Origin of the sequence: Paenibacillus chondroitinus NBRC 15376 (assembly GCF_004000765.1) — a bacterium.
Classification (GTDB): domain Bacteria; phylum Bacillota; class Bacilli; order Paenibacillales; family NBRC-103111; genus Paenibacillus_E; species Paenibacillus_E chondroitinus.
The window spans coordinates 28,203-50,077 of sequence record NZ_BILW01000036.1 but is presented as its reverse complement, the minus strand read 5'-3'; the positions used below and the strand labels follow the sequence as shown (position 1 = coordinate 50,077).

Sequence of the window (21,875 nt, the reverse complement as noted above, 5' to 3'; positions counted from 1 at the left end):
CCTGCGCCGTCTTATTTTTTTCTTTCCACATAAGAATCAAGGCAAGGTCCTAATTTTTTGTAAAATCCTACCTATGCGAACTTGGGGGGATTCGATATGATTAGCATAGCACATAAATAAAGGAGGTTTCTTGAGTGAACAGCGCAACCACAATCGAATTATGGCCCGGAGCATCCGAGATTAGCATCGGTGAGGAAAACCAAGGATGCCCGAGCTTGACTTTGTATCCTGTAGCAAGCGAAGGCTTGAGCTCTGCCGTTATAGTATGTCCCGGAGGCGGCTACGGTAGGCGTGCGCCCCATGAAGGCGAACCTGTCGCAAAGTGGCTTAATGGACTTGGGATTTCGGCCTTTGTTTTAAACTACCGGGTAGCTCCTTATGAACATCCAATTCCGCTCCGAGATGCCCAAAGAGCGATTCGAACGGTAAGACACCATGCAGAGCAATGGGGGATTGATCCGAATCGGCTAGGGATCCTTGGATTCTCCGCAGGCGGTCACTTGGCTTCCTCCGCAGGTACGCTTTTTGATGCCGGGAACCAAGAAGCAGAAGATCCTATCGAGAGACAAAGCAGCCGTCCGGACGCTTTAATTCTTTGTTATCCTGTCATTTCCTTCTATGAGTTTGGACATGTGGGCTCCAAAAAGAACCTGTTAGGCGAGGCACCGGATGAGAAGTTGGTGACTTTGTTATCCACAGAGAAACAAGTATCGTCGGATACACCGCCGACTTTTCTCTGGCACACCGCCGACGATGCCGCCGTTCCTGTCGAGAACAGCTTGCTTTTTGCCATGGCGCTTAGCCGTCATAAAGTGCCGTACGATCTGCATGTTTTTGAGAGCGGACGGCATGGCATTGGCATGGCGACTGATCACGATGAAGCCTATATATGGCCTGAACTTTGCGCAAACTGGTTGAAAAAGCAGAAATTTGCATGACGAAGCTCCATTACGAATGGCATCATCTTGGGGATTCGGCCATCGTACTTACGCTTGGCACGAGCATTGAGCTGTCAACGCTAGATCTGGTGCGGCAAGTGACGGCCTATCTGGAGAAGCGCCCTTTCGCAGGTTATATAGAAATGGTGCCCGCCTATACGACGATTACGATTTATTATGATCCGGTCGTGGTATATCAGCATTTTTCTGAAGCGGAGGTTCACCGCAAACATGTGCACCCTGCTGGGGAAAACTATATGCTCCCTTGCGACAAGGTTCTCCAACATATAGTGCGGTGCTTGGGCGGCTTTGAGTTCACAAACGAACAGCAGTCACCTCAGATAGAGAAACATATCGAAATTCCCGTTTGTTATGGTGGGGAATATGGTCCTGATCTTGCGGAAGTAGCGGCTTATCACAGTCTGACAGAGGAAGAAATCGTCGCCCTGCATACTGCACAAATCTATCCGGTCTATATGATTGGTTTTGCGCCGGGTTTCCCGTATTTAGGCGGGATGGATGAGCGGTTGGTTACACCTAGAAAATCAGTGCCCCGACCCCGTATACCAGCTGGATCGGTAGGAATTGGCGGCGCGCAAACCGGCATTTATCCATTTGAAACGCCAGGCGGGTGGAACCTGATCGGTCGGACGCCGCTTGCTTTATTTCAGCCGCAATCCGCGACTCCGTCCTTATTGCAGGTAGGAGATCGGGTGAAATTCGTCGCCATCACGCCGGAGCAGTTCCATTTTACCGCTGAAAGGAACCTGGGACATGGGCTTTAAAATCATCAAGCCGGGAATGTTATCGATTCTGCAGGATCAAGGGCGTTATGGATACCGCAAATTTGGCGTCATTGCATCGGGTCCTATGGACCTTTTTGCCCACCAAGCGGCTAACATTCTTGTAGGAAATACCGCCGATGCCGCCGTATTAGAAATTACTCTGAACGGACCGAGCATGGTCGCGCAATCGGATATGCTGATAGCCTTGTGTGGAGCTGATCTGGAGGCGGATGTGGAAGGCAGAAGAGTGCCGTTATGGCGATCTTTTTTCATCCAAAAAGGCGAACAACTGGGCTTCCGCTATGCGGTGAAGGGCTGCAGAGTTTATTTAGCCGTGCATGGGGGCTTTGCAGCGAATGTCAGCATGGGCAGCACAAGCACTTATCTCCGGGCAGGGATTGGCGGGTATGAAGGCAGAGCGCTTCAAGCGGGAGATGAACTGAAGCTGGGCAGTGCGGGGAAAGCAGCCGCTAATTTCTACAACCGGTCTGTTTCCGGTGAGGTCACTCACTTTATTCGGCCTAATTATGAAGACAACCCGGTTGTGGGTATTGTATGGGGCAAGGAAGCGGACCATTTTGCGAAATCGGTCAAAGCGAAGTTTCTGGCTCGAAGCTTCACGGTTACCCCGCAATCGGACCGAATGGGATATCGGCTGGAAGGAAAACCTCTTTCGCTAAAACGCGGTATCTCCCATGAGATGATTTCGGAAGCCGTTGTCCCAGGCACGATTCAGGTGCCACCGAGCGGTCAGCCCATTCTTTTGCTTTCTGACTGCCAGACAACAGGCGGCTACCCGCGCATTGCCCATGTCATTACGGCTCATCTGCCGCTAATCGCTCAAATGAAGCCAGGGGGCAAACTGCGTTTCCGCGAGGTTAGCTTGAGGGAAGCCCAGGAGCAGCTTTTGCTGCAGGCTATGGATATGCGGTTGCTGGAAGCTGGCGTGCAGGCTTGGTTTAGGGATCGTGGATGATTTGAAAAATGCAGATAAGAGCACACGAGATACTAAGTAAAGTATAGGAGCTATGAAAGGTGATGGAAAAGTGAGTTTGCTGCGTATAGATTTAAATTGTGATATGGGCGAAGCCTTCGGCGCTTATCGCCTCGGGCGTGACGAGGAGCTGCTGGACTTCGTCAGCTCCGCCAACATCGCCTGCGGATTCCACGCAGGCGATCCTGCCACGATGCGCAGCACCGTACAGCTGTGCATGCGCAAAGGCGTGGCGATCGGGGCCCATCCGGGACTCCCCGATCTGCAGGGCTTTGGCCGGCGCGAGATCGCCATCACGCCGGCTGAGGCTTACGAGCTGACGTTGTATCAGCTCGGGGCGCTGCAGGCGTTCGTCCACGCCGAAGGCGGGCGCCTGCAGCACGTCAAGCCGCATGGCGCGCTCTATCACATGGCGGCGAAGCGCCATGATCTCGCCGCGGCCATTGCGGCTGCGACGTTCAGCGTCAGCGCGGAGCTGACGCTGCTCGGACCGCCCGGCAGCGAGCTGCTGCGGGCGGGTGCCGCCGCGGGGCTGCGAACCGCGAGCGAAGCTTTCGCGGACCGCACCTACCGGCGGGACGGCACGCTGACGCCCCGGGATCAGCCCGGGGCGCTGCTGGAGAGCGCCGCGGATGCAGCGGCGCAGGTGGTGCGCCTTGTCCGCGAGGGGAAGGTCCTCTCCCAGGAGGGAGAGGATCTGAGCATGCGCGCGGACACGATCTGTATCCACGGCGACGGTGCTCACGCCGTGGAGTTTGCGCGCGATATCCGCGCGCTGCTGAACCGCGGCGGCATCGCGGTGACGGCGCTGGGGCATTGATCCGTGACTCTAACGGACTGAGATGCCGCTATCTGCCACTTTTAGGATGAAATTTGGATCTAACGGACTCAAGTGCCGTTATTTACCTGAAAGCTGCTGATATCCACCCTAAAATCAGCAGATAGCGGCTGTACAGTCCGTTAGCCCTTGCTCAACCAGCAAAAACACTATAATAGCGGCAACCAGGTCCGTTAGCCTTTAGAGGGGCAGTCCCTGCACTCCGCCACACTCCTTTCAGGCCCACATTCCTTCACTTTCCACAATTCCTGCACCACCACACTCTTCGCATCCAGCCCCTGCACTTATCCACCCACCGCCACCCTTCCGTTTAATCCCAGACACCCGCCTAGGAAAGAATCCTTATAACGATTCTTTCACTTGAGAATGGGGTAGGATTATGAGTAAATAGAGAAGTAGCCGGCCAGCTAATAACTTCGGAAAGGAGTGATCAAGGTGATTACAACAAAAGCGGAGGTGATCTCTGCGTAAGCAGAGGTCATCGTTACAACCGGGGGCCCTATGGGCTCCCGCATATTCTTAACTTACGAGTAGACAGCGAGATGTTTTTTACATATAATGAGAATTGTGAACACGAAGTGAACACACAGCAGTGAAGGAGAGACTTTGCTCTCCAACTCAAGTAATACAATCCCAATATTAGGTGAAAGGAGTGTTTTTTAATGAACACAATGACAATGACAGTAGCGATGAGTGTTGCGGCCGCCGCAGAGGTAATCGTCTCCTAACTGAATATCATTCGTGGAATAACCGTTCACCTGAATTTGTATAATTGCATATACAACCGACAGGCACGATTATGGTCGTGTTTTTTTTATTCCATTTTGATAAGAATGGTATGAGGTTTAGGGGCGATGAGATTACTCTCTGCAAATCCGAACAAAGTTTAATCTTTGCGACAATTTGAGGAGGTTTTCATCCATGAGTTACAAGAACGGGAAAGACGTTCTTCCCCCTAACCTATTAAAACAATTACAAGAATATATCCAAGGTGAAATCGTATATATCCCTAAGAAAGAGCAGAAACGCGCTGGATGGGGAGAAAATAACGGAACACGCATTATTATCGAGCGTAGAAATCAAGAAATTTTCCGATTGTACCAAACAGGCTCCACAGTGATGGAGTTAATCAAGGTCTTTCATTTATCGGAAGACAGCATTCGCAAAATTATTGTGAAGACGCGCGAGTTAACAGCTAATCAAGCATAGAAGCAGCATCCATTGTGGATGTTGCTTTTTTTCTTTGCCCGGCTCTACATGAAATTGTAAAAGGTTGGATGTTTTGAAGAGGGATCGGGGAGATGGCTAGCGAATTTAAAATCAACCTTATAAATTACATAATTCGACAGGAGGAGTTTTCATGATATCTGTATTTGTCTACGGCACACTGCTTGTTGGAGAGAGTAACCATTTCGTAGCGGCTCCTTTTGTGCAGTCCGTGCAATCGGGCACGATTTTCGGCCGTTTATTTGATGTTGGGCCTTATCCTGCGCTCTTGCTAACGGAAGGCTATGGGGAGCAGCATGTTGTTGGGGAATGGTTGGAAGTGACGGAAGAAGGCCTGCAAGCGATGGATGTCCTGGAAGGTTATTATGGTCCTGGCGCCTCCAATAATGAATATGACCGCGTCTGGATCCAAGATGTGAACGGAGAGCGTGAAGGTTGGGTTTATATCTATCCCTTCGTGGAAGGACTTAAAGAAATTAACGGCTCATCGTGGAAAGAATACGATGCTTCGCGAATGAAATAATATTTTTTGACTTTATTCGACAAGTTCCTATCTTGCCTTCGAGCAGGATGCTATAATTAAAGTCATATTTTAATAGAGGTGACCTGTATGTCTATATATAAAATATTGCTGGCTGACGACGAGCTTGCACTCCGCTTCCTGCTTACAGAAACGTTATCCGATGAAGGATATGAAATTACGGAGGTGGAGGACGGTCAGCAAGCCATTGAACAGCTTCAGAAGGCATCGTTCGATCTGGTTATCCTTGATTATATGATGCCGGAGCGTACGGGTGTTGAAGTATGCGAGTGGCTTCGTCAGAGCGATAACGCGAACCGGGACCTGCCTGTTATTCTTTTAACAGCGAAAGCCTTGGACAAAGATAAAGAGAAGGCCAAAGCGGCCGGCGTCACCACTTATATTGTGAAACCGTTCAGCCCGCTTCAACTTCTAGATACGGTCGGACATTTATTGGAGAGTTGATTCGAAATCTATAGAGATTAATTTTATTTGTAAAAAGGGTGATTGTCCGTCATGAATCATACGAATCTAGAGCCAAAGGGCCCAAGGTCAGAATCGGATAAAGATGCAAGAATTCTAAGACAAGGCAGAAAACTGTTCATTCGCGAGTTTGAAAAGCAGTTGAAAGAGCTAGAGACCCTGCTGGATGCCGTTCGTGTTAAGCCGGAAATCGATGGCTTGAATCGGTTCTATCGCATTATCCATACGCTGAAGGGCAGTGCGCCGATTTTTGGCTATGAGAGGATTGGCCGGCTGGCGGAGGAATTGGTGCGCCTATGGGAATGGACGCAAACCATTGATGCGGATCAGGCGTTGTCGTTGACATCGACGAACCCGGTTCAAGAAAACGCAGAGCGCAGTCTCGGGCTTCTTCGCGATATGAATATGGAATACGATATCTGTCTGACGGAGATCCAAATGGACGAGCAGAAGGATCCCACAGGAGGTTCTATGCTTCGAACGTTGAAAAGCCGTTTGCTGCTTGTCGATGATGACGAAGTGCTGCGTTCGTATTTGACCCGGCGTCTTCAGCTTGATGATTGTGTGGTCGATGAGGCTGCTGATGTGGAATCCGCTATGAAATTATTGCGTACACACACCTATGATCTCGTGACGCTTGATCTTATGATGCATCCGCAATCGGGCTATGAGCTGTTTGAGTTTCTCAAAGAAGATCCAACGTTGAAATGGCTGCCTCTCATTGTTCTATCAGGGCGCAATGATTTGAACGATAAAGTCCGCTGTTTCCATCTGGGGGCTGACGATTATGTCACCAAGCCCTTTCAGTATGAAGAATTAGCCGCCAGGATCTATGGTTTGCTCAAAAGGACGAAAAATTTCGAGCAGTTGGCCTTCCGCGATCCGCTTACCGGCGTGTTCAACCGGCGATATTTCGACCTTCAGATTGGCATGGAGCTGCAGCGGATTGAGCGGTATCCCGCTCCGATTTCGCTTGTGTTTATCGATATTGATTTTTTCAAAAGAATCAATGATACGTATGGACATCACGTGGGAGATTTGGTGCTGCAAGGCTTGGCTCATCTCTTGCAAACCAATTTGCGCTCAACGGATTTACTGGCGCGTTTCGGCGGTGAAGAGTTCGTAATTGCCCTGCCGAACACCTCTTTGGAACAGGCGTTTTCCACGATACAGAACATTCTGCACATCATTAGCTCGAATCCGGTTGCCCACTATGAGGGGAAACCTTTCTCCATCACATTCTCTGCAGGAGTTGCCCAGTGGCGGGAAGGGTTGTCCGTGGCGGATTGGGTGGCTAAGGCAGATGAAGCAATGTATCAAGCCAAACAGCAGGGCCGGAACCGCGTAATATGCGCTTCAGCAGAGAAAGAGAGCGATCCGAACAAATCGGCGTCGCCGCCTCTTCCTGAGAAGAAAAGTTTGCTAATCGTTGACGATGATCCAATCTTAAGAGCAATTCTGACTTCTCATTTGGAGCATCTACCGATTGCCATCACACATGCTTCCGATGGTGAAGAGGCGCTCGGCTTGATGCAGGAAAAGACCTATCATGCGTGTATTCTGGATGGCATGATGCCTAGGTTGGACGGTTTTTCCTTGTTAGATCAGATTAAGAAGGATGAGCGCTCCGCGAATGCGAACATGAAGGTGCTTATGCTTTCCGGCAAGAAAAAGGAAGACGATATGCTCAAAGGCTATCAGATGGGCGCTGATGACTATATGACGAAACCTTTCTCACTCGTGGAGCTGGAAGTTCGTGTCAAAAAACTGATGAACTTTATCTAACAAGCAAGGGAGCAGGGCGTATGTCCGCTCTCTTTTATTATTTTCACCTCAAATAGGGGCTGACCATTTTGCGACTACACCACTTTCTGGTAGAGTGAAGGTAGAGGACGAGGTTAGTTAGAAAGGAGCGTGATCCCATGTCGGAGAAAGAAACGCTTGTACGTTTTGGCATCTCGATGCCGCAATCATTAATTGAGCAATATGATCGGCTCATTGCCATTCAGGGCTATAGCAACCGCTCTGAAGCGATCCGAGATCTCACACGCAAAGCGTTGTTGACCTCCAGCAGCATGCAGTTGGACGAAACGGTAGCCGGAACCATTGTGATGGTATATGACCATCATATTAGCGATCTGCCCATTACGTTGATGGAACTGCAGCATGAATATCACCATGCCATTATTTCCACGATGCATATTCATTTAAATCATCAGCAATGCTTGGAAATATTAGTTGTTAGGGGCAAGGTGGAGAAACTTAGAGAATTGCAGCAGCGAATTCAAGTGCTGAAAGGTGTCGGATATGCCGAGTTATCTGTGACTCATGTGGATGAGCATGGATCCTCACACGAGCACCCGCATACGCATGCGTAGAATTCGAAGTTGCGCTCTTTTTTTGTTAAAATTAGGCATGGAGGTGCAAGATGTCTGATAAAAAATATTTTAGCTTGGAAGAAGCGAATGAAATGCTTCCGTTTGTTGATCAGGAGTTAAAGAAAATGCAACTGCTGAAGCGGGCTTTTGAGGAGAAATACGCAGAGCTTCGCAGGAAAAAAAATGAGCTGGCTGAGAAACCCGGCACGGAAAAGGATCCCTTTTTTATGCAGGAAGCGGAGCTTGAATTTATGCAAATTGAAGCGCGCGGGCTGATCCAACATTTTCAACAAACGGGTATCGAACTTAAGGATATAGAGACGGGTCTTGTGGATTTTCCCTCTACGATCGGGGGCCAGGAAGTATTGCTTTGTTGGAAACAAGGAGAGGACAAGATCCGTTATTATCACGGCAAAGAAGATGGTTTTGCCGGACGTAGACCAATAATGGATTAGAGGAATTTATCTATGAATAAACAGAAACAACATGTTCGTCGGTTTTGGTTCTTGCCCGCTGTATTATTGTGTATATTATCAATGATGCTCTTTAGTTCTTTCGTCGCCCCCCAAACGGCTTCTGCTCATGCATCGCTGGTACAGGCAATTCCGGAATCGGGCGCTAAGCTGGAAAGCTCTCCGCCCCAAATCGCAATTACCTTCAATGAACCTTTGGATGCAGGGCTCTTTTATATCAAAGTTTTTAATCATGACGGCGACGAAATGACCAGTAATAAAGCTTATTTGAACAAAGAGCAAACAGGTGTGCTCCTTGATCTGCCTAAGCTGACCGAGGGCGTTTATTTAATCAGCTATCATGTCATTTCGGCTGACGGCCACCCTGTTGGCGGAAGCTATCCTCTGACAATCGGCAATCCGCCGCAAGAAGATACGCTAGATCTTCCTTCCGCCCATGCCAATCACGAGCACGGTTCAGGTCCGCTTACGACGAAGGTACTCTTGCAGTATGCGTCTCGCGGGCTCTGGTACCTTATGGTGCTCGCTTTGACAGGATGGGTCGTCTGGTTAAGGATGCTAGGTACGAATGGCGGGAATGAAACAAGAAAAACATTATCTTCATGGACGCTGAATTTGCAGCGTGCTCAACTTGTCGCCCTCCTGCTGCTCATTTTTACTCATATCGAGGATTTACTAGGCGGCGGCGGTGTGGAAGAAGTCGCGAAGCTTTTTAGTGCGACCAATATCGGAATATCCTGGCTGATTCTACTAGTCTTATCTTTCCTAGGGTTCGTCCTTATCGGCAGATGGGCGTGGTTAGACTGGATATGGCCATTAGGCTTGCTTGCGGCTAAAAGCTTTAGCGGCCATGCGGCTTCTTTTTCACCTGTATGGGCAACGATCGGGCTCGATTGGATTCATTTGGTTGGCGCAGCCATGTGGGTGGGAGGCTTGGTACTTCTCTACGCGAAGTGGCGTCAGAAGAGCAGTGACATTGCCACGTACATGCGACAATTTTCAAATATGGCGCTGATTTCCATCATCGTGCTCACGATATCCGGCATTTTATCCGTGTTGTTATTCCTGCCGAATTTGCATTATCTGTTATACGCCGGGTGGGGGATCTTGCTGCTAGTGAAAGTTGGCGCAGTTATTCTAGTCGTGCTTACGGCATTTGTGATTCGCCTCATGATGCGCAAGAAGAAGGCTGCTCAGTCCTTCCTGTGGGTAAGAGTGGATTTGACCCTAATGGTACTGATTGTGCTGTTGGTGGGAATTATCACCTATGTGGCGCCAATTCCGGCCAATGAGCCGCTGCAGTGGCATCAGATGGGAGAGAAGGTCCACGTATCTGCGGATATCACACCCAAAATCCAAGGGACCAACTCTTTTACGGCCAAAGTCTTCCTTCCTGAAAATTCAGGGAAACCGAAGCAGGTGCTGATGATTCTTCATTATTTGGACGACAAAGAGATCGCTCCGATAGCGGTGCCGATAGCAGCCTATGAGGATAAGGAACAAGAGGAGTCATACGGCTTTGCCAAGTTCAGTTATCGAGCGGAGGGAGCCTATCTGCCATTCAGAGGGAACTGGGAATTGGAAATGCGTGTGATGGATACAGAGGATAATGAAACGGTTTACAAAAAAGAATTCATCGTCTACTAACACATTGGCCGAAAGTAGGTGCCGTCATGGCTTGGATTAACATGCTCGAAAGAGAACAATTGTCTGTTAAATTGGATGACAAGGATGAGGTGGCCTTGCTGGAGATCAACGACGGGGGTATATCACCTAACTATGTGACGGTTCGCCTGAGCGAAACCGAGATTGATGAACTGATTGAAGTGCTGCAGCGAATTAAACGAGCCATCCAATAGCTTGCTTGATATACGAAACAGCGGTATTCGTGTGATGACGAATACCGCTGTTTGTTGTTAAAATAAGCTCCAGTCAAACTCCTGCGAAAGTTTCCCCAGGAGGTGAACGCCAGCGGTGCTGTTGCCTTTGCGGTTGAGAGCAGGGCTGACAAGACCAATGCCGTAGCGTCCGGGCACCATCGTTAGAATACTGCCGGACACGCCGCTTTTAGCGGGAAGCCCTACGTTCATGGCGAACTCGCCTGAGGCATTATACATCCCGCAGGTAAACATGAACGTTTTGGCGATTTGTACGAACCGCCGCGGAATCAGGCGCTGCTTGCGAATCGGATCGACGCCGTTATGGGCGAGAACTAAAGCCATTCTGGCCAAATCCGTGCAGTTCACTTGGATGGAACAGTGGCTGAAATAGACCCGCAGGACATCGTCAACCTCGCGGTCCAGAACGCCGTTATCTTTCAGGAAGTAAGCAAGCGAACGATTTCGGTGAGCGGTGTCTGATTCCGATTTGAATACATCCTGATTAATGTCCAGCGCCGGATTGTCCGCAAGTTCCCGGAAAAACTGTAGAATTCGCTGCGTTTGTTCAGATGGCGTGTCCCCTGCAATTAAGGACGAGATAGCGATAGCTCCGGCATTGATAAGCGGGTTAAAAGGTATACCGGGCTCTACCAGCTCGAGCTTCAGCATCGAGTTGAAATCGTCTCCCGTCGGCTCCATGCCGACCTTGGAGAACACATACTCTTCGCCGTTATCCATGAGAGCCAGAATAAGGGTGAATACTTTGGAGATGCTTTGCAGCGTAAAATGATAGTCGGTATCACCGGCTGCAACGGTATTCCCTTCTGCATCCATGATGCAGATCCCCAAGATATCAGCTGGAGCATTCGCTAGTTCAGGAATGTAGGAAGCAACATGGCCATCTTCGGTATGGACTTTGCTAGCTGTAACCCATGACGCCAAATGGTCATTAAGCTGCTTCCAAGTTGTTGTATGCTCGTCCAAGTTCATCTAGAAGTTAGTCCTTCCTATTGCTTATGCTTTCCATGCTTGTGGGTGGTTGTCGCTGATAAGCTCCGTTGCGCTTGCGTTAGCAATGACTTGCTCCGGGTTCTTGCAGCCCGGAATAACGCTTGTGACGGCATCGTGCTTTAAGCACCATGCGAGCGCCCATTTGGCCATATCCATGCCTTCCGGCACTTCTTCTTTTTGAATGCGCTGCACTTCCTCCAGCTTTTGTCTGACGTTCTCCGCATCATGGCGATGACGGACATCGTTGTTGCCAAACACCGCACCAGGCTTGTACTTGCCGCTTAGATAACCGCTTGCCAAAGGCACGCGTGCCAGTACGCCAAGATCCTGATTCACACAGGAAGGGAAAACAAGCTCTTCCGGCGCTCGATCCAAACGATTATAGACCACTTGAATCGCTTTGGAATTTACCTTCGTAGAGGCTTCTGTCTGATGGATGTTGGCATTACTGCCGATGGAAGTGCCCAAATGTCTGATCTTCCCTGCTTGCACTTGTTTATCTAAGGTTGTCCATAAGTCATCGTTGTCGAATAGACTGTCTGGTCCTGAGTGAAATTGGTATAAATCTATGTAATCCGTTTGCAATGCTTTGAGCGAAGCATCCAATTGTTTGATGACACTTTCCGAGTTGAATTCGTCAGTTCGTGTAAATAGATCATGGAAATGGTGACCGAATTTCGTGGCTACAACCCAATTCTCACGATTGCGTCTGGATAAATAATTGCCGATAAACGATTCGGATAGATGATCCCCATAGCATTCCGCGGTATCGATTAGGTTAATGCCAAGATCAGCGGCTTGATCCAAGATAGCATCTGCTTCCGCTTGTGTGTATGTAAGTCCCCATTCTCCTCCGAATTGCCAGGTTCCCACACCAACGATAGAAACTTTTAAATCAGTTTTCCCAAGTCTGCGATATTTCATGGTAATCACTCTCCTTTTATAGTATCCAACCTCATTAAACGCTATTGCTGGAAGGTTGTCAAAAGATAAAAAGCCCCCGACCTTCCGAAGAAGGAGGGAGGCTGATTGATACATTAAGCAAGTTCGGCGGAAAGGTCTTTTTCAGCCTTTGGACTTGTCTTTTTCGATTTAGGGCCCACTTTAATATTGCCGATAAACAGGGCAAGAACCGCCCCCAGCAATACGAAGACTAGCCCGATTATGAATACTTGATGAAGGGAGGAGACAAGCGCATTTTTTAAAATAGGAAGCATATGCTCCACAAATTCTTTCGGCATTTTCGCCAACGTTTCAGGACTTAAGAGAGAAGAATACAAGCCCTGCGGATTGGAGTGAATCATATCTGTCATTTGATTGGATAATTGGCTCGCTTCTGCAGGCAGCTGTTTAACAACAGGCGTTAAGTCCTGATTAAGCAAAACCGATGATTTGTGGTTCATGACAGCACCCAAAATTGTCATACCGAACGTACCGCCGATTTGACGGAAGAATTGGCTGGAAGACGTAACCACACCAAGCTCAGATTTCGGGAAGCTTTCTTGCAGAGCAAGGGTCAGAATCGGCATCACAAGCCCCATGCCAAGACCTAAGATCAGCATATAGGCAGATGCTATCAGTTTTGTCGTGTCTATGCCCATCGTGCTTAGGAAATAGAAGCCAACAGCCATGATGATCATCCCGGCTAACAGTTGTTTGCGTACACCGATTTTATGAATAAATTGACCGGAAACTACGCTGGCCGCAATCATCGTAAGCATCAGTGGCATCATCACCGTACCAGACGCGGAGGCGCTGATCCCAACAATGCCTTGCATGAACAGAGGCACGAACATAATAGCACCGAACATACCAATAGCCATAAGGAAACCTACACCGTTAATGGTTGTAAAAGTTCTGTTTTTAAATAAACGAACAGGAAGAATCGGCTCTTGCGCTTTGCTTTCAATAATGACGAAGGACACTAATGATACAATCGCTAAGGCGAAAAGGCCAATAATTTGCCAAGATAACCAAGCATAATCTTTACCGCCGAATGTTAATGCTAGCAGCATGGAAACAACACCGATAATCATGGTGGCAATACCCGGAATGTCGAATTTCACTTTGCCGATTGATTTATGCTTAGGCAGTGCAATTGCGATTAAGATAACAGCCAGGATACCAACGGGAAGATTGATGTAGAATACCCAGCGCCAATCTAAAGCATCAACGATCCAACCGCCGATTTGCGGACCAACAACGGAAGAAAGACCGAAAATCGCACCGAAAACACCTTGCCATTTGGCACGCTGCTTACCGGTAAATAGATCCCCGATAATAATCATCGCCATCGGCATCATGATCCCGCCGCCTATACCTTGCAAGCCGCGGAACAGGATGAGCTCCGTGATGTTCTGGGACATCCCGCATAACGCGGAAGCTCCTATAAAAATGATAAGTCCTGTCACATAAATCACGCGGCGGCCCATTAAGTCAGCCAATTTACCCGCGATAGGAACAACAACGGTTGAAGTCAGCATATAAGCTGTTGTCAGCCAGGCCATTAAACCAAGACCGCCTAATTCACCAACGATACGAGGCATGGCGGTTCCGACAATCGTACCGTCGAGAGCACCGAACAGCATGGCAATAATAAGTCCTGTCAAGAGGAGGCCACGATTTTTTAGCGCAGGAGCCGCTGTTTCGGAAAGGTTGTCGTCAGAAATTGTTTTTTGTATAGTTTCCACTACAGTCCACTCCTTTTTTAATTATATTGATTTTCAATAATAGGTGGTTAACTTTTCAAAAGCACTTACGAGGACCCTGAGCTCTTCAGGCGGGAGCTTGGATAAGCCTCGGGCAATCACTTCTTTTTGAACATTTTGAGCTGTGGTAAGGACCTCTTGGCCAAGCTCTGTGTTTTCTACGAGAACAATGCGCCGATCCGATTCATGATGCTTGCGAATGACATGCCCGCTTTGGACAAGACGATCGATCATGACGGTAATCGCACTTGGTTTGACCCCCATTTTCTCCGCAAGAACGGTTTGTTTGGGAGTTCCCTCCTTGGCGATCATGAACAGCATAAATAACTGCGGCCCCGTTAACTCTGATTTCAATTCAGCGAATACGGCGCTGTTAATTTTTCGATGGGCTGCTTCAAACGTTGTCCGGAAACGATTGGTATAAGCCATCAAGTCATCTTCCATAGAAACGCTCCTTCCGGTCATTGTATGATCAAATTATTAAACAATAAAATATTTATATAAATTAATGTTTAAACTGTTTAAATAAAATATACGCTTATTTGCTTTCCGAGTCAACTGGGAAAATGCATATGTAAAGGTCGCGTACTTGCATATGAGCACTATCTTGCATATAATTACTGGTACATATACGTAAAATGCTTTGACGGAGAAGAGTACGCAGTGCTTCTTGACAGGGAGGGTAAGCCGTTGATTGAGAGCTGGCCCCGAGAATCAGGCTGCGGAAGTTCGCTCCCGAGCAGTCCTTTGAACCGAATTAAGCTTAAAGGCGCTTTTTTCTAAGTAGAGGGAACCGGACGCATCGTCCGTTATCTGGAATGAAGTGAGATCATTTATTGGCCTATGGGCCGGGAAATGTTCTAATTAGGGTGGTACCACGGCTTTTCGTCCCTTGCGAGGGAGCGGAAAGTCTTTTTTGTGTTTTCATTTTGGTTGATTCAGGGGCCTAATTCAGGAGGGATTGCAATGAAAGAGCGGTTGGAAGCTTTGAAGCAGGAAGCACTGCAAGAGCTAAGCGGCGTACAAAGCCAGCAGGAGCTGAACGATTTACGTATTAAATATTTGGGTAAAAAAGGTCCATTAACCGAGGTTCTCCGCGGAATGGGAGCGCTAAGCGCAGAAGAGAGACCGATTATCGGGCAAGTGGCGAACGATGTTCGCGCTGCGATTGAATCGGTGATCGAAGAGAAGCAAGCCGCGTATCAGCAGCAGGAAACGGAAAACAGACTACGTGCTGAAATGATCGACGTAACGCTGCCGGGTCGTCCATCTGAGCAAGGCGCGGTACACCCATTAAGCAAAGTAATTCAAGAAATTGAAGATATTTTCATCGGAATGGGTTATACCGTTGCGGAAGGACCGGAGGTTGAGCAGGACTACTACAATTTCGAAGCGTTGAATCTGCCCAAAGACCACCCGGCCCGCGATATGCAGGACTCCTTCTACATTACAGAAGAAATCTTGATGCGTACGCAAACTTCCCCTGTTCAAGTTAGAACGATGGAGAAACGTAAAGGCGAAGTTCCGATCAAAATCATTTGCCCGGGTAAAGTATACCGCCGCGACGACGACGATGCGACACATTCCCATATGTTTACGCAAATCGAAGGTCTGGTTATCGACCGCAACGTTCGGATGAGCGATTTGAAAGGGACCTTGCTGCAATTCGTGCAAGAAATGTACGGCAAAGAGACGAGAATTCGTTTGCGTCCCAGCTTCTTCCCTTTCACAGAGCCGAGTGTCGAAGTTGATGTGAGCTGTGCAATGTGCGGAGGCGTTGGCTGCCGGACTTGTAAACAAACAGGTTGGTTAGAAATTCTAGGAGCGGGTATGGTGCATCCGCGCGTTCTTGAGATGGGCGGTTACGATCCTAAGGAGTATACAGGGTTCGCCTTCGGTATGGGCGTTGAGCGTATTGCTATGCTGAAATACGGAATCGAAGATATCCGTCATTTCTATACGAATGATCTGCGTTTCTTAAAACAATTCTTACATCTGTAAGCACCAGGAAAAGGAGGGGTTAAGCATGAATGTTTCATACCAATGGTTATCGGAATATGTAGATGTATCAGGTTTCACGGCTGAGGAATTAGCGGAAAAATTAACCCGAAGCGGTATCGAAGTGGATATCGTGGAGGATCGAAATAAAGGCGTAACGAACGTCGTTGTCGGATATGTGAAATCCCGTGAGAAGCATCCGGATGCGGATAAATTAAGCGTGTGTGTGATTGATGCCGGTCAAGGCGAAGATTTGCAAATCGTCTGTGGAGCCAAAAATATCGATGCAGGCCAAAAAGTGCCTGTCGCTATGATTGGAGCTGTCCTACCGGGAGGCCTGCAAATCAAACGCGCCAAATTGCGCGGTGTTGAATCCCAAGGGATGATTTGCTCTGCCAAAGAGCTTGGCTTGAACGATAAACTGCTGCCGAAAGAAATTCAGGAAGGTATTCTAGTGCTTCCTCCAGAAACGGAAGTCGGAAGCTCTGTTCTTGATGTTCTGGCGATCAATGACAAGGTGTTGGAGCTTGATCTGACACCAAACCGTTCCGACTGCTTGAGCATGCTCGGAGCCGCTTATGAGATCGCAGCGATCCTTGGGCGCAGCGTTAAGCTGCCGGATGCGCAAGCAGCGCTTGGGCAGGCTGGATCAGCTGGTGTGAAAGCCGCTGACCGCATCAGCGTGAAAATCACAGCCACCGAGCAGTGCTCTCACTACGCGGCGCGCCTGATCGAAGGCGTGCGCGTAGGCACTTCTCCGCTGTGGATGCAAAACCGTTTGATGGCGGCAGGTATCCGTCCTATCAATAACATCGTAGACATCACGAATTTCGTGATGTTGGAATATGGTCAGCCGCTGCATGCTTTTGATGCTGAACAGCTGAACAACGGCCACATCGACGTACGCCTTGCTGAGGCTGGCGAGAAGCTTGTTACGCTCGACGACGTAGAGCGTACCCTGGAGCCGCACATGCTGCTTGTCACGGACGGTACGAAGCCTGTAGCGATCGCCGGTGTTATGGGCGGCGCGAATTCCGAAGTGACGAATGATACGACTCGCATTTTGCTGGAATCCGCAAAATTTGCAGGCTCCTCTGTGCGCCGTACTTCACGCCAGCTAGGCCTTCGCTCTGAAGCGAGCCTTCGCTTCGAGAAAGAAGTGAACCCGGAAGCGGTGCTTCCGGCATTGAACCGCGCGGCTGCATTGATTGCTGAGTATGCAGGTGGCAAAGTCGCGGACGGCATCGCCCAAGCTGTCGCCGGCTCACACAAGCCCGTCAGCATCGAGCTTGCTGCTGACCGCGTGAACAACTATCTCGGCACGGCGCTTTCGCTTGACGAGATGGGGCAAATCATCGAGCGCCTGCACTTCACGTTCGAGCAGGCGGGAGAAGGCAAGCTGCTCGTGCACGTGCCGAGCCGCCGCGGAGACATCACACGGGATGTTGATTTGATCGAAGAAGTGGCACGCCTCTTCGGCTACGATAACATCCCGACGACCTTGATGACCGGCGTGACGACGCCAGGCTCCTTGTCCAAAGAGCAGTCGATTCGCCGCATTGCACGCAATCTCCTGACTCAAAGCGGGCTGCATGAAGTCATTACGTATTCCTTCACGCACCCCGACCAAACGGCTTCGCTGCCTGGTCTTTACCCAGCGGCTAAACCGATCTCCCTCGCAATGCCAATGAGCGAGGATCGCAGCCAACTGCGTACCAGCTTGCTGCCGCATTTGCTGGAAGTCGTGAGTTACAACCGTAACCGGACGATGGATGACGTAGCTATTTTCGAAATCGGCAAAGCATTCATTACTGATGAGTCAGCACTCACTGCGCTGCCGCAAGAGAAGCTTCTGCTTTCTATTGCCATGACAGGCAAACGTCGCGGGGCGCATTGGGCGCAGAAATCCGAAGCCGTTGATTTCTATGATATCAAAGGAATCTTTGATCGCCTAATCAGCTACCTGGGTGTCAAAGGGCTAACTTATACATCAGCTTCCCCGGACGGATTCCATCCAGGGCGTACGGCAGAGCTTTTGCTTGCTACTTCCGAAGGTTCCAAAGTCATCGGCCGAATGGGGCAACTGCACCCAACCGTTCAACAGCAGCGTGATCTGGATGACACGTATGTGCTTGAGGTTGAGCTGACTCCTATTCTTGAAGCTGCTGGCGATGCGATTGTGTATAAACTATTGCCGCGTTATCCGTCCGTTGGACGTGATATTGCAGTCGTTGTAAATGCTAGCGTGCCTGTCGGTCTCATGGAGCAGTCCATTGCCGAGGTTGCCGGCGATTTGCTTGAGTCAATCCAGGTTTTTGATATCTACACAGGAGAGCGCCTCGGTGCCAATCGTAAGAGCGTAGCGATCGCACTTGTGTACCGTCATGCAGAAAGAACCCTGTTGGATGAAGAGGTAACAGAGCTCCATGCCAAAGTGGTTCAAACCCTTGAACAGCAATATGAGGCAGAGTTAAGAAAATAGAGCAAGTTTCTCATAAGTTGCAGGAAAACAGGCTGGTCTTATCGAAATTAACGTCGATAAGGCCAGCCTTTTCATCTAAGGGGGAAATAATATGACTGCAGAAGATAAAACGAAAATAACCGTTGACATATATGGAAATCAATACAAGTTGAAAGCAGATACAAGCACCAATTACATGAAGCGTGTAGCAGAGTATGTAAATGACCAAATGTTTCGCATCGCCAAAGGCTATCCGCGGTTGGATTCACAAAGAATTGCCGTGCTCGCCGCCGTGAACATGGCCGATGAATGCTTCCGAATGAATGAAATTATGGAAGAGCTGAGCGCGGCGCAGAAAGAACAAGAGGCGACCAAAGCTGCCTATGAGAAAATGAACGTTACATACAATCAGTTGAAGCACGATTATGATAAACAACAAACGTTCCTGAATGAACAAAAAGGGAAGTTAGACCAAGCTCAAGCGCAAAAGGAACAGCTCCAGCAGGAAGTGCAGAAGGGCAAACAAGAGCAGGAGCTAGTCAAGCAGCAATTGCTACAGCAGCAAGAGCAAGCGAAGCAGCAGCAGGATCAAGCGAAGCAACAGCAAGACCAAGCCAAACAGCAGCAAGATCAGGCTAAGCAGGTTCATGAACAAACCAAACAACAGCTTGAACAAGAAAAAAAGCAACTTGCCCAAACGCGGCAGCTGCTTGATCAAGAAAAACAGCAGCATTTACAAGCGAAAAAACAAATTGAACAAGGCAAACAACAGCAGGAGCAGCTGAGACAGCAATTGCAGCAGGTTAGAAAGGAACAGGACCAAGCTAAACAGATTCACGAACAAATCAAACAGCAGCTGGAACAGGAGAAAAAACAACGAACGCAAGATCAGCAGCTGCTTGAACAGGAAAAACAGCAGCATTTGCAAGTCGTCAAGCAGCTTGAACAAGGCAAACAAGAACAAGAGCAAGAGCATGATCAGCTAATCCAGCAATTGCAGCAAGTCAAAGAGGAGCAAGTTAAAGCGAAGCAGCTTAACGAGCAAACCACGCAACGACTCACAGAACAATTGGAACAAGAGAAAAAACAGGTTACGGAAGCGCTGCAGTTGCTTGAACAGGAAAAGCAGCAGCTCTTAGATCTGCAACAGCAGCTCAAACAAAATAAACAAGTACTAGAACAAATGGAACAACAATTACAGCAAGCTGGCCAGCAGCATGAGGAAGACACTGTTATTCAGGAGCAACTCAAACAACAGCTTGAACAAGAGCAGCAGCAGCACTTGCAAGCCAAACAACAGATCGAACAAGGCAAACAACAGATCGAACAATCCAAACAACAGATCGAACAAGCCAAACAACAACAAGAGCAGCTGAGACAGCAACTACAACTGGCCAAACAGCAGCAAGTAGAACTGCAACAACAACTGGATCAAGATAAACAAATCCAAGAGCAATTGAACCAGCAACTACAACAAGCCAGTCAGCAGAATGAAAAAATCACTCTTATTCAAGAGCAAATCAAACAACAGCTGGAACAAGAGAACGAACAATACTTGCTAGCCAAACAGCAAATCGAACAAGCCAAGCAAGAACAAGAGCAGTTGAAACAGCAATTACAGCAGATCCAGCACGAGAAAATAGAATTGCAGCAAGAGTTGGAACAAGAGAAGAGCCAGACAATGAAAGTAGAGCAGAAATTTGAGCAAGAAAAAGAAGGGCTTGTTCAACAATATTTGCAAGAAAAAGCTGACTTTGTAGCAGACTTCCAAAACCAACAAACCAACATCGTACAACAGTATGAAGGCCAGAAATCTACAATTATTCAGCATTACCAGGCTCAAATCAAAACGATCATTCAGCAGCAACAGCAAGAAAGAGCGTTGTTGAACACTTATTTGGAAGAAGAAAAAGAACGCCTTCAAGAACAATACAACAGCGACAAAGAAGCATTGCTGAACCAAAGTTTAAATGACGATGCCTTGCAAAAGGAATTACAACAGATTAAAAAAGAATACAATGAACTGCGCGAGGAATACGCTAAGCTGCAAAACGAGTACAATGAATGGATTGAATTAGCTGAAACAGACAGCCCGGCCAGGTAATCCGGGAGATGCTGAACAAACTGGATTATTTCTTATTGGCTATTGTTGCTTTGGGATTGCTGATTGGTTACTTTAGAGGGTTTATTGCGCAAATTGTATCCATCTCCGGGTTTGTGCTCGCTTATTTAGTGGCCTTTTATTTCTATAAGGATTTCGCACCGGTGCTTCGAAATGCGATCTCACTGCCTACGTATCAAAATTATGAGAAATACGAATTTATCGTGAAAGGCCTCAATCTGGACACCTATATCTCGAATGCGATCGCCTTTGCCATCTTGTTTTTTGGTGTGAAGTTCGCATTGGTCTTCATCGGACGAGCATTAAATATTTTAGCTAAAACGCCGGGATTGAATGTCATTAATCGTTGGAGCGGGGCGTTGCTCGGCTTAGCTGAAGCCCTTTTAATCGTCATTATCGCTGTGAACGTCATCACGATCATTCCATCGGATGGACTTCAGAAGATGCTTTCGAGCTCAGCCGTAGCCCCTTACCTGATTAATGAATTGCCCGATATTGCCGGTAAATTGCAAGAACTTTGGAAGCAAGGAATCCCCATATGAAAGCTGCCGATTTCTATTTTTTATAGAAAAAGGCGGCTTTTTATTATTTCCGAAACAACAAAAAAGCCTTACCGCGTTTGCCGCGATAAAGCCTTTTGAACAAGTATTTATTCAACAATCAAAGTTGTTTTCATATTGGCATGGCCGCTTCCGCACATGATGGAGCATGTAATCGGAAATGAACCCGTTTTATCCGGTGTAAAAGTAAAAGTTTTGTTGCTGTTATCCAATTTAACGTTGAATTCTTTGATCGAAGCGCCGTGAATACCTTGCGAGTTATCAAGCGTAATCGTGACAGGCTCGCCTTTTTTCACGCGATATTCAGTCTGATCAAATTTGAAGTTCGTTGCTTTCAAAGTTACGTTCTGACCACCGGCCGCTTGTGTAGTTGCAGCAGGAGAAGTCGTATCTGCCGGCTTGGACGCTTTGTTTCCACAAGCAGTAATTGCGATAACTATAGCAACTCCCATTAAAAGAACGAGTAGTTTTTTCATCAATACCCTCCGACGATAAAATG

21 protein-coding genes and 1 other annotated feature are annotated in these 21,875 nt (G+C 48.2%); of the genes, 16 read left to right on the top strand and 5 right to left on the bottom strand.

The features are described 5' to 3' along the window. Positions 1–134: 134 nt before the first annotated feature. The 12 genes from PCH02S_RS27685 to PCH02S_RS27630 all read left to right on the top strand — a co-directional run bounded on the left by PCH02S_RS27685 (position 135) and on the right by PCH02S_RS27630 (position 10,495). Entirely contained in the window at positions 135–938 is an 804-nt protein-coding gene (locus tag PCH02S_RS27685) for an alpha/beta hydrolase (RefSeq protein WP_246069277.1), read from the top strand. Next, complete coding sequence (gene pxpB / locus PCH02S_RS27680) at positions 935–1,723, top strand: 5-oxoprolinase subunit PxpB (protein ID WP_127457336.1); 789 nt, start codon at positions 935–937, stop codon at positions 1,721–1,723. Before PCH02S_RS27685 ends, pxpB begins: the two co-directional genes overlap by 4 nt. Further along, positions 1,713–2,699, top strand: a complete 987-nt coding sequence (locus tag PCH02S_RS27675; RefSeq protein WP_127457335.1) for a 5-oxoprolinase subunit C family protein — start codon at positions 1,713–1,715, stop codon at positions 2,697–2,699. Before pxpB ends, PCH02S_RS27675 begins: the two co-directional genes overlap by 11 nt. Positions 2,700–2,775: 76 nt before the next feature. Further along, positions 2,776–3,537 (top strand): LamB/YcsF family protein, encoded by a 762-nt coding sequence (locus tag PCH02S_RS27670; protein WP_127457353.1) that lies wholly within the window; start codon positions 2,776–2,778, stop codon positions 3,535–3,537. Between the two features lie 939 nt (positions 3,538–4,476). Continuing rightward, on the top strand, positions 4,477–4,764 hold the full coding sequence (locus PCH02S_RS27665) for a CD3324 family protein (protein WP_127457334.1): 288 nt from the start codon (positions 4,477–4,479) through the stop codon (positions 4,762–4,764). A 151-nt stretch (positions 4,765–4,915) separates the two neighbouring features. Further along, entirely contained in the window at positions 4,916–5,305 is a 390-nt protein-coding gene (locus PCH02S_RS27660; RefSeq protein WP_127457333.1) for a gamma-glutamylcyclotransferase family protein, read from the top strand. Positions 5,306–5,392: 87 nt separating this feature from the next. Then, positions 5,393–5,767 carry a response regulator gene (locus PCH02S_RS27655; protein ID WP_127457332.1) on the top strand — a complete coding sequence of 125 codons (375 nt, stop codon included), beginning with the start codon at positions 5,393–5,395 and terminating at the stop codon, positions 5,765–5,767. Positions 5,768–5,818: 51 nt separating this feature from the next. Then, a complete protein-coding gene (locus tag PCH02S_RS27650) occupies positions 5,819–7,570 on the top strand; it encodes a response regulator (protein ID WP_127457331.1) in 1,752 nt (583 codons plus the stop codon). A 137-nt stretch (positions 7,571–7,707) separates the two neighbouring features. Continuing rightward, the gene (nikR, locus tag PCH02S_RS27645) at positions 7,708–8,163 is read left to right on the top strand and encodes a nickel-responsive transcriptional regulator NikR (RefSeq protein ID WP_127457330.1); all 456 of its coding nucleotides are present in this window, start codon (positions 7,708–7,710) and stop codon (positions 8,161–8,163) included. Positions 8,164–8,213: 50 nt separating this feature from the next. Further along, a complete protein-coding gene (locus tag PCH02S_RS27640; protein WP_127457329.1) occupies positions 8,214–8,618 on the top strand; it encodes a DUF2203 domain-containing protein in 405 nt (134 codons plus the stop codon). 12 nt (positions 8,619–8,630) lie between these two features. Beyond that, entirely contained in the window at positions 8,631–10,283 is a 1,653-nt protein-coding gene (locus PCH02S_RS27635; RefSeq protein ID WP_127457328.1) for a copper resistance CopC/CopD family protein, read from the top strand. Positions 10,284–10,309: 26 nt separating this feature from the next. Next, positions 10,310–10,495: a hypothetical protein gene (locus PCH02S_RS27630; RefSeq protein WP_127457327.1), complete on the top strand. Its 186-nt coding sequence runs from the start codon at positions 10,310–10,312 to the stop codon at positions 10,493–10,495. Between the two features lie 57 nt (positions 10,496–10,552). Here the strand turns inward: PCH02S_RS27630 and glsA are convergent, their stop codons facing one another. The 4 genes from glsA to PCH02S_RS27610 form a co-directional block, all read right to left on the bottom strand. Continuing rightward, positions 10,553–11,506 (bottom strand): glutaminase A, encoded by a 954-nt coding sequence (glsA, locus tag PCH02S_RS27625; RefSeq protein WP_127457326.1) that lies wholly within the window; start codon positions 11,504–11,506, stop codon positions 10,553–10,555. A gap of 24 nt (positions 11,507–11,530) precedes the next feature. Then, complete coding sequence (locus PCH02S_RS27620) at positions 11,531–12,451, bottom strand: aldo/keto reductase (protein ID WP_127457325.1); 921 nt, start codon at positions 12,449–12,451, stop codon at positions 11,531–11,533. A gap of 113 nt (positions 12,452–12,564) precedes the next feature. Continuing rightward, positions 12,565–14,196 (bottom strand): MDR family MFS transporter, encoded by a 1,632-nt coding sequence (locus PCH02S_RS27615; protein ID WP_268597375.1) that lies wholly within the window; start codon positions 14,194–14,196, stop codon positions 12,565–12,567. A 54-nt stretch (positions 14,197–14,250) separates the two neighbouring features. Next, the gene (locus tag PCH02S_RS27610; protein WP_157319565.1) at positions 14,251–14,679 is read right to left on the bottom strand and encodes a MarR family winged helix-turn-helix transcriptional regulator; all 429 of its coding nucleotides are present in this window, start codon (positions 14,677–14,679) and stop codon (positions 14,251–14,253) included. 190 nt (positions 14,680–14,869) lie between these two features. Further along, positions 14,870–15,131 (top strand) — a binding site (T-box leader). A 70-nt stretch (positions 15,132–15,201) separates the two neighbouring features. Between PCH02S_RS27610 and pheS the strand changes: the two genes are divergently transcribed. The 4 genes from pheS (at position 15,202) to PCH02S_RS27590 (ending at position 21,358) form a co-directional block, all read left to right on the top strand. Beyond that, complete coding sequence (gene pheS, locus PCH02S_RS27605; RefSeq protein ID WP_127457323.1) at positions 15,202–16,236, top strand: phenylalanine--tRNA ligase subunit alpha; 1,035 nt, start codon at positions 15,202–15,204, stop codon at positions 16,234–16,236. A gap of 25 nt (positions 16,237–16,261) precedes the next feature. Then, on the top strand, positions 16,262–18,715 hold the full coding sequence (pheT, locus tag PCH02S_RS27600; protein WP_127457322.1) for a phenylalanine--tRNA ligase subunit beta: 2,454 nt from the start codon (positions 16,262–16,264) through the stop codon (positions 18,713–18,715). Positions 18,716–18,806: 91 nt separating this feature from the next. Then, entirely contained in the window at positions 18,807–20,798 is a 1,992-nt protein-coding gene (locus PCH02S_RS27595; RefSeq protein ID WP_164819764.1) for a hypothetical protein, read from the top strand. A gap of 8 nt (positions 20,799–20,806) precedes the next feature. Further along, positions 20,807–21,358: a CvpA family protein gene (locus PCH02S_RS27590; RefSeq protein WP_246069276.1), complete on the top strand. Its 552-nt coding sequence runs from the start codon at positions 20,807–20,809 to the stop codon at positions 21,356–21,358. Positions 21,359–21,465: 107 nt separating this feature from the next. Here PCH02S_RS27590 and PCH02S_RS27585 read toward each other — a convergent pair whose 3' ends face one another. Then, positions 21,466–21,852, bottom strand: a complete 387-nt coding sequence (locus tag PCH02S_RS27585) for a cupredoxin domain-containing protein (protein WP_127457320.1) — start codon at positions 21,850–21,852, stop codon at positions 21,466–21,468. Between the last annotated feature and the right edge of the window lie 23 nt (positions 21,853–21,875).

Excerpts from the sequence above, each read along its gene's own strand:
- nikR (WP_127457330.1), top strand. The coding sequence starts at position 7,708 with ATGTCGGAGAAAGAAACGCTTGTACGTTTTGGCATCTCGATGCCGCAA.
- PCH02S_RS27655 (WP_127457332.1), top strand. The coding sequence starts at position 5,393 with ATGTCTATATATAAAATATTGCTGGCTGACGACGAGCTTGCACTCCGC.
- PCH02S_RS27675 (WP_127457335.1), top strand. The coding sequence starts at position 1,713 with ATGGGCTTTAAAATCATCAAGCCGGGAATGTTATCGATTCTGCAGGAT.
- PCH02S_RS27585 (WP_127457320.1), bottom strand. The coding sequence starts at position 21,852 with ATGAAAAAACTACTCGTTCTTTTAATGGGAGTTGCTATAGTTATCGCA.
- PCH02S_RS27635 (WP_127457328.1), top strand. The coding sequence starts at position 8,631 with ATGAATAAACAGAAACAACATGTTCGTCGGTTTTGGTTCTTGCCCGCT.
- pheS (WP_127457323.1), top strand. The coding sequence starts at position 15,202 with ATGAAAGAGCGGTTGGAAGCTTTGAAGCAGGAAGCACTGCAAGAGCTA.
- pheT (WP_127457322.1), top strand. The coding sequence starts at position 16,262 with ATGAATGTTTCATACCAATGGTTATCGGAATATGTAGATGTATCAGGT.
- glsA (WP_127457326.1), bottom strand. The coding sequence starts at position 11,506 with ATGAACTTGGACGAGCATACAACAACTTGGAAGCAGCTTAATGACCAT.
- PCH02S_RS27620 (WP_127457325.1), bottom strand. The coding sequence starts at position 12,451 with ATGAAATATCGCAGACTTGGGAAAACTGATTTAAAAGTTTCTATCGTT.
- pxpB (WP_127457336.1), top strand. The coding sequence starts at position 935 with ATGACGAAGCTCCATTACGAATGGCATCATCTTGGGGATTCGGCCATC.
- PCH02S_RS27650 (WP_127457331.1), top strand. The coding sequence starts at position 5,819 with ATGAATCATACGAATCTAGAGCCAAAGGGCCCAAGGTCAGAATCGGAT.
- PCH02S_RS27590 (WP_246069276.1), top strand. The coding sequence starts at position 20,807 with ATGCTGAACAAACTGGATTATTTCTTATTGGCTATTGTTGCTTTGGGA.
- PCH02S_RS27665 (WP_127457334.1), top strand. The coding sequence starts at position 4,477 with ATGAGTTACAAGAACGGGAAAGACGTTCTTCCCCCTAACCTATTAAAA.
- PCH02S_RS27660 (WP_127457333.1), top strand. The coding sequence starts at position 4,916 with ATGATATCTGTATTTGTCTACGGCACACTGCTTGTTGGAGAGAGTAAC.
- PCH02S_RS27630 (WP_127457327.1), top strand. The coding sequence starts at position 10,310 with ATGGCTTGGATTAACATGCTCGAAAGAGAACAATTGTCTGTTAAATTG.
- PCH02S_RS27610 (WP_157319565.1), bottom strand. The coding sequence starts at position 14,679 with ATGGAAGATGACTTGATGGCTTATACCAATCGTTTCCGGACAACGTTT.
- PCH02S_RS27595 (WP_164819764.1), top strand. The coding sequence starts at position 18,807 with ATGACTGCAGAAGATAAAACGAAAATAACCGTTGACATATATGGAAAT.
- PCH02S_RS27640 (WP_127457329.1), top strand. The coding sequence starts at position 8,214 with ATGTCTGATAAAAAATATTTTAGCTTGGAAGAAGCGAATGAAATGCTT.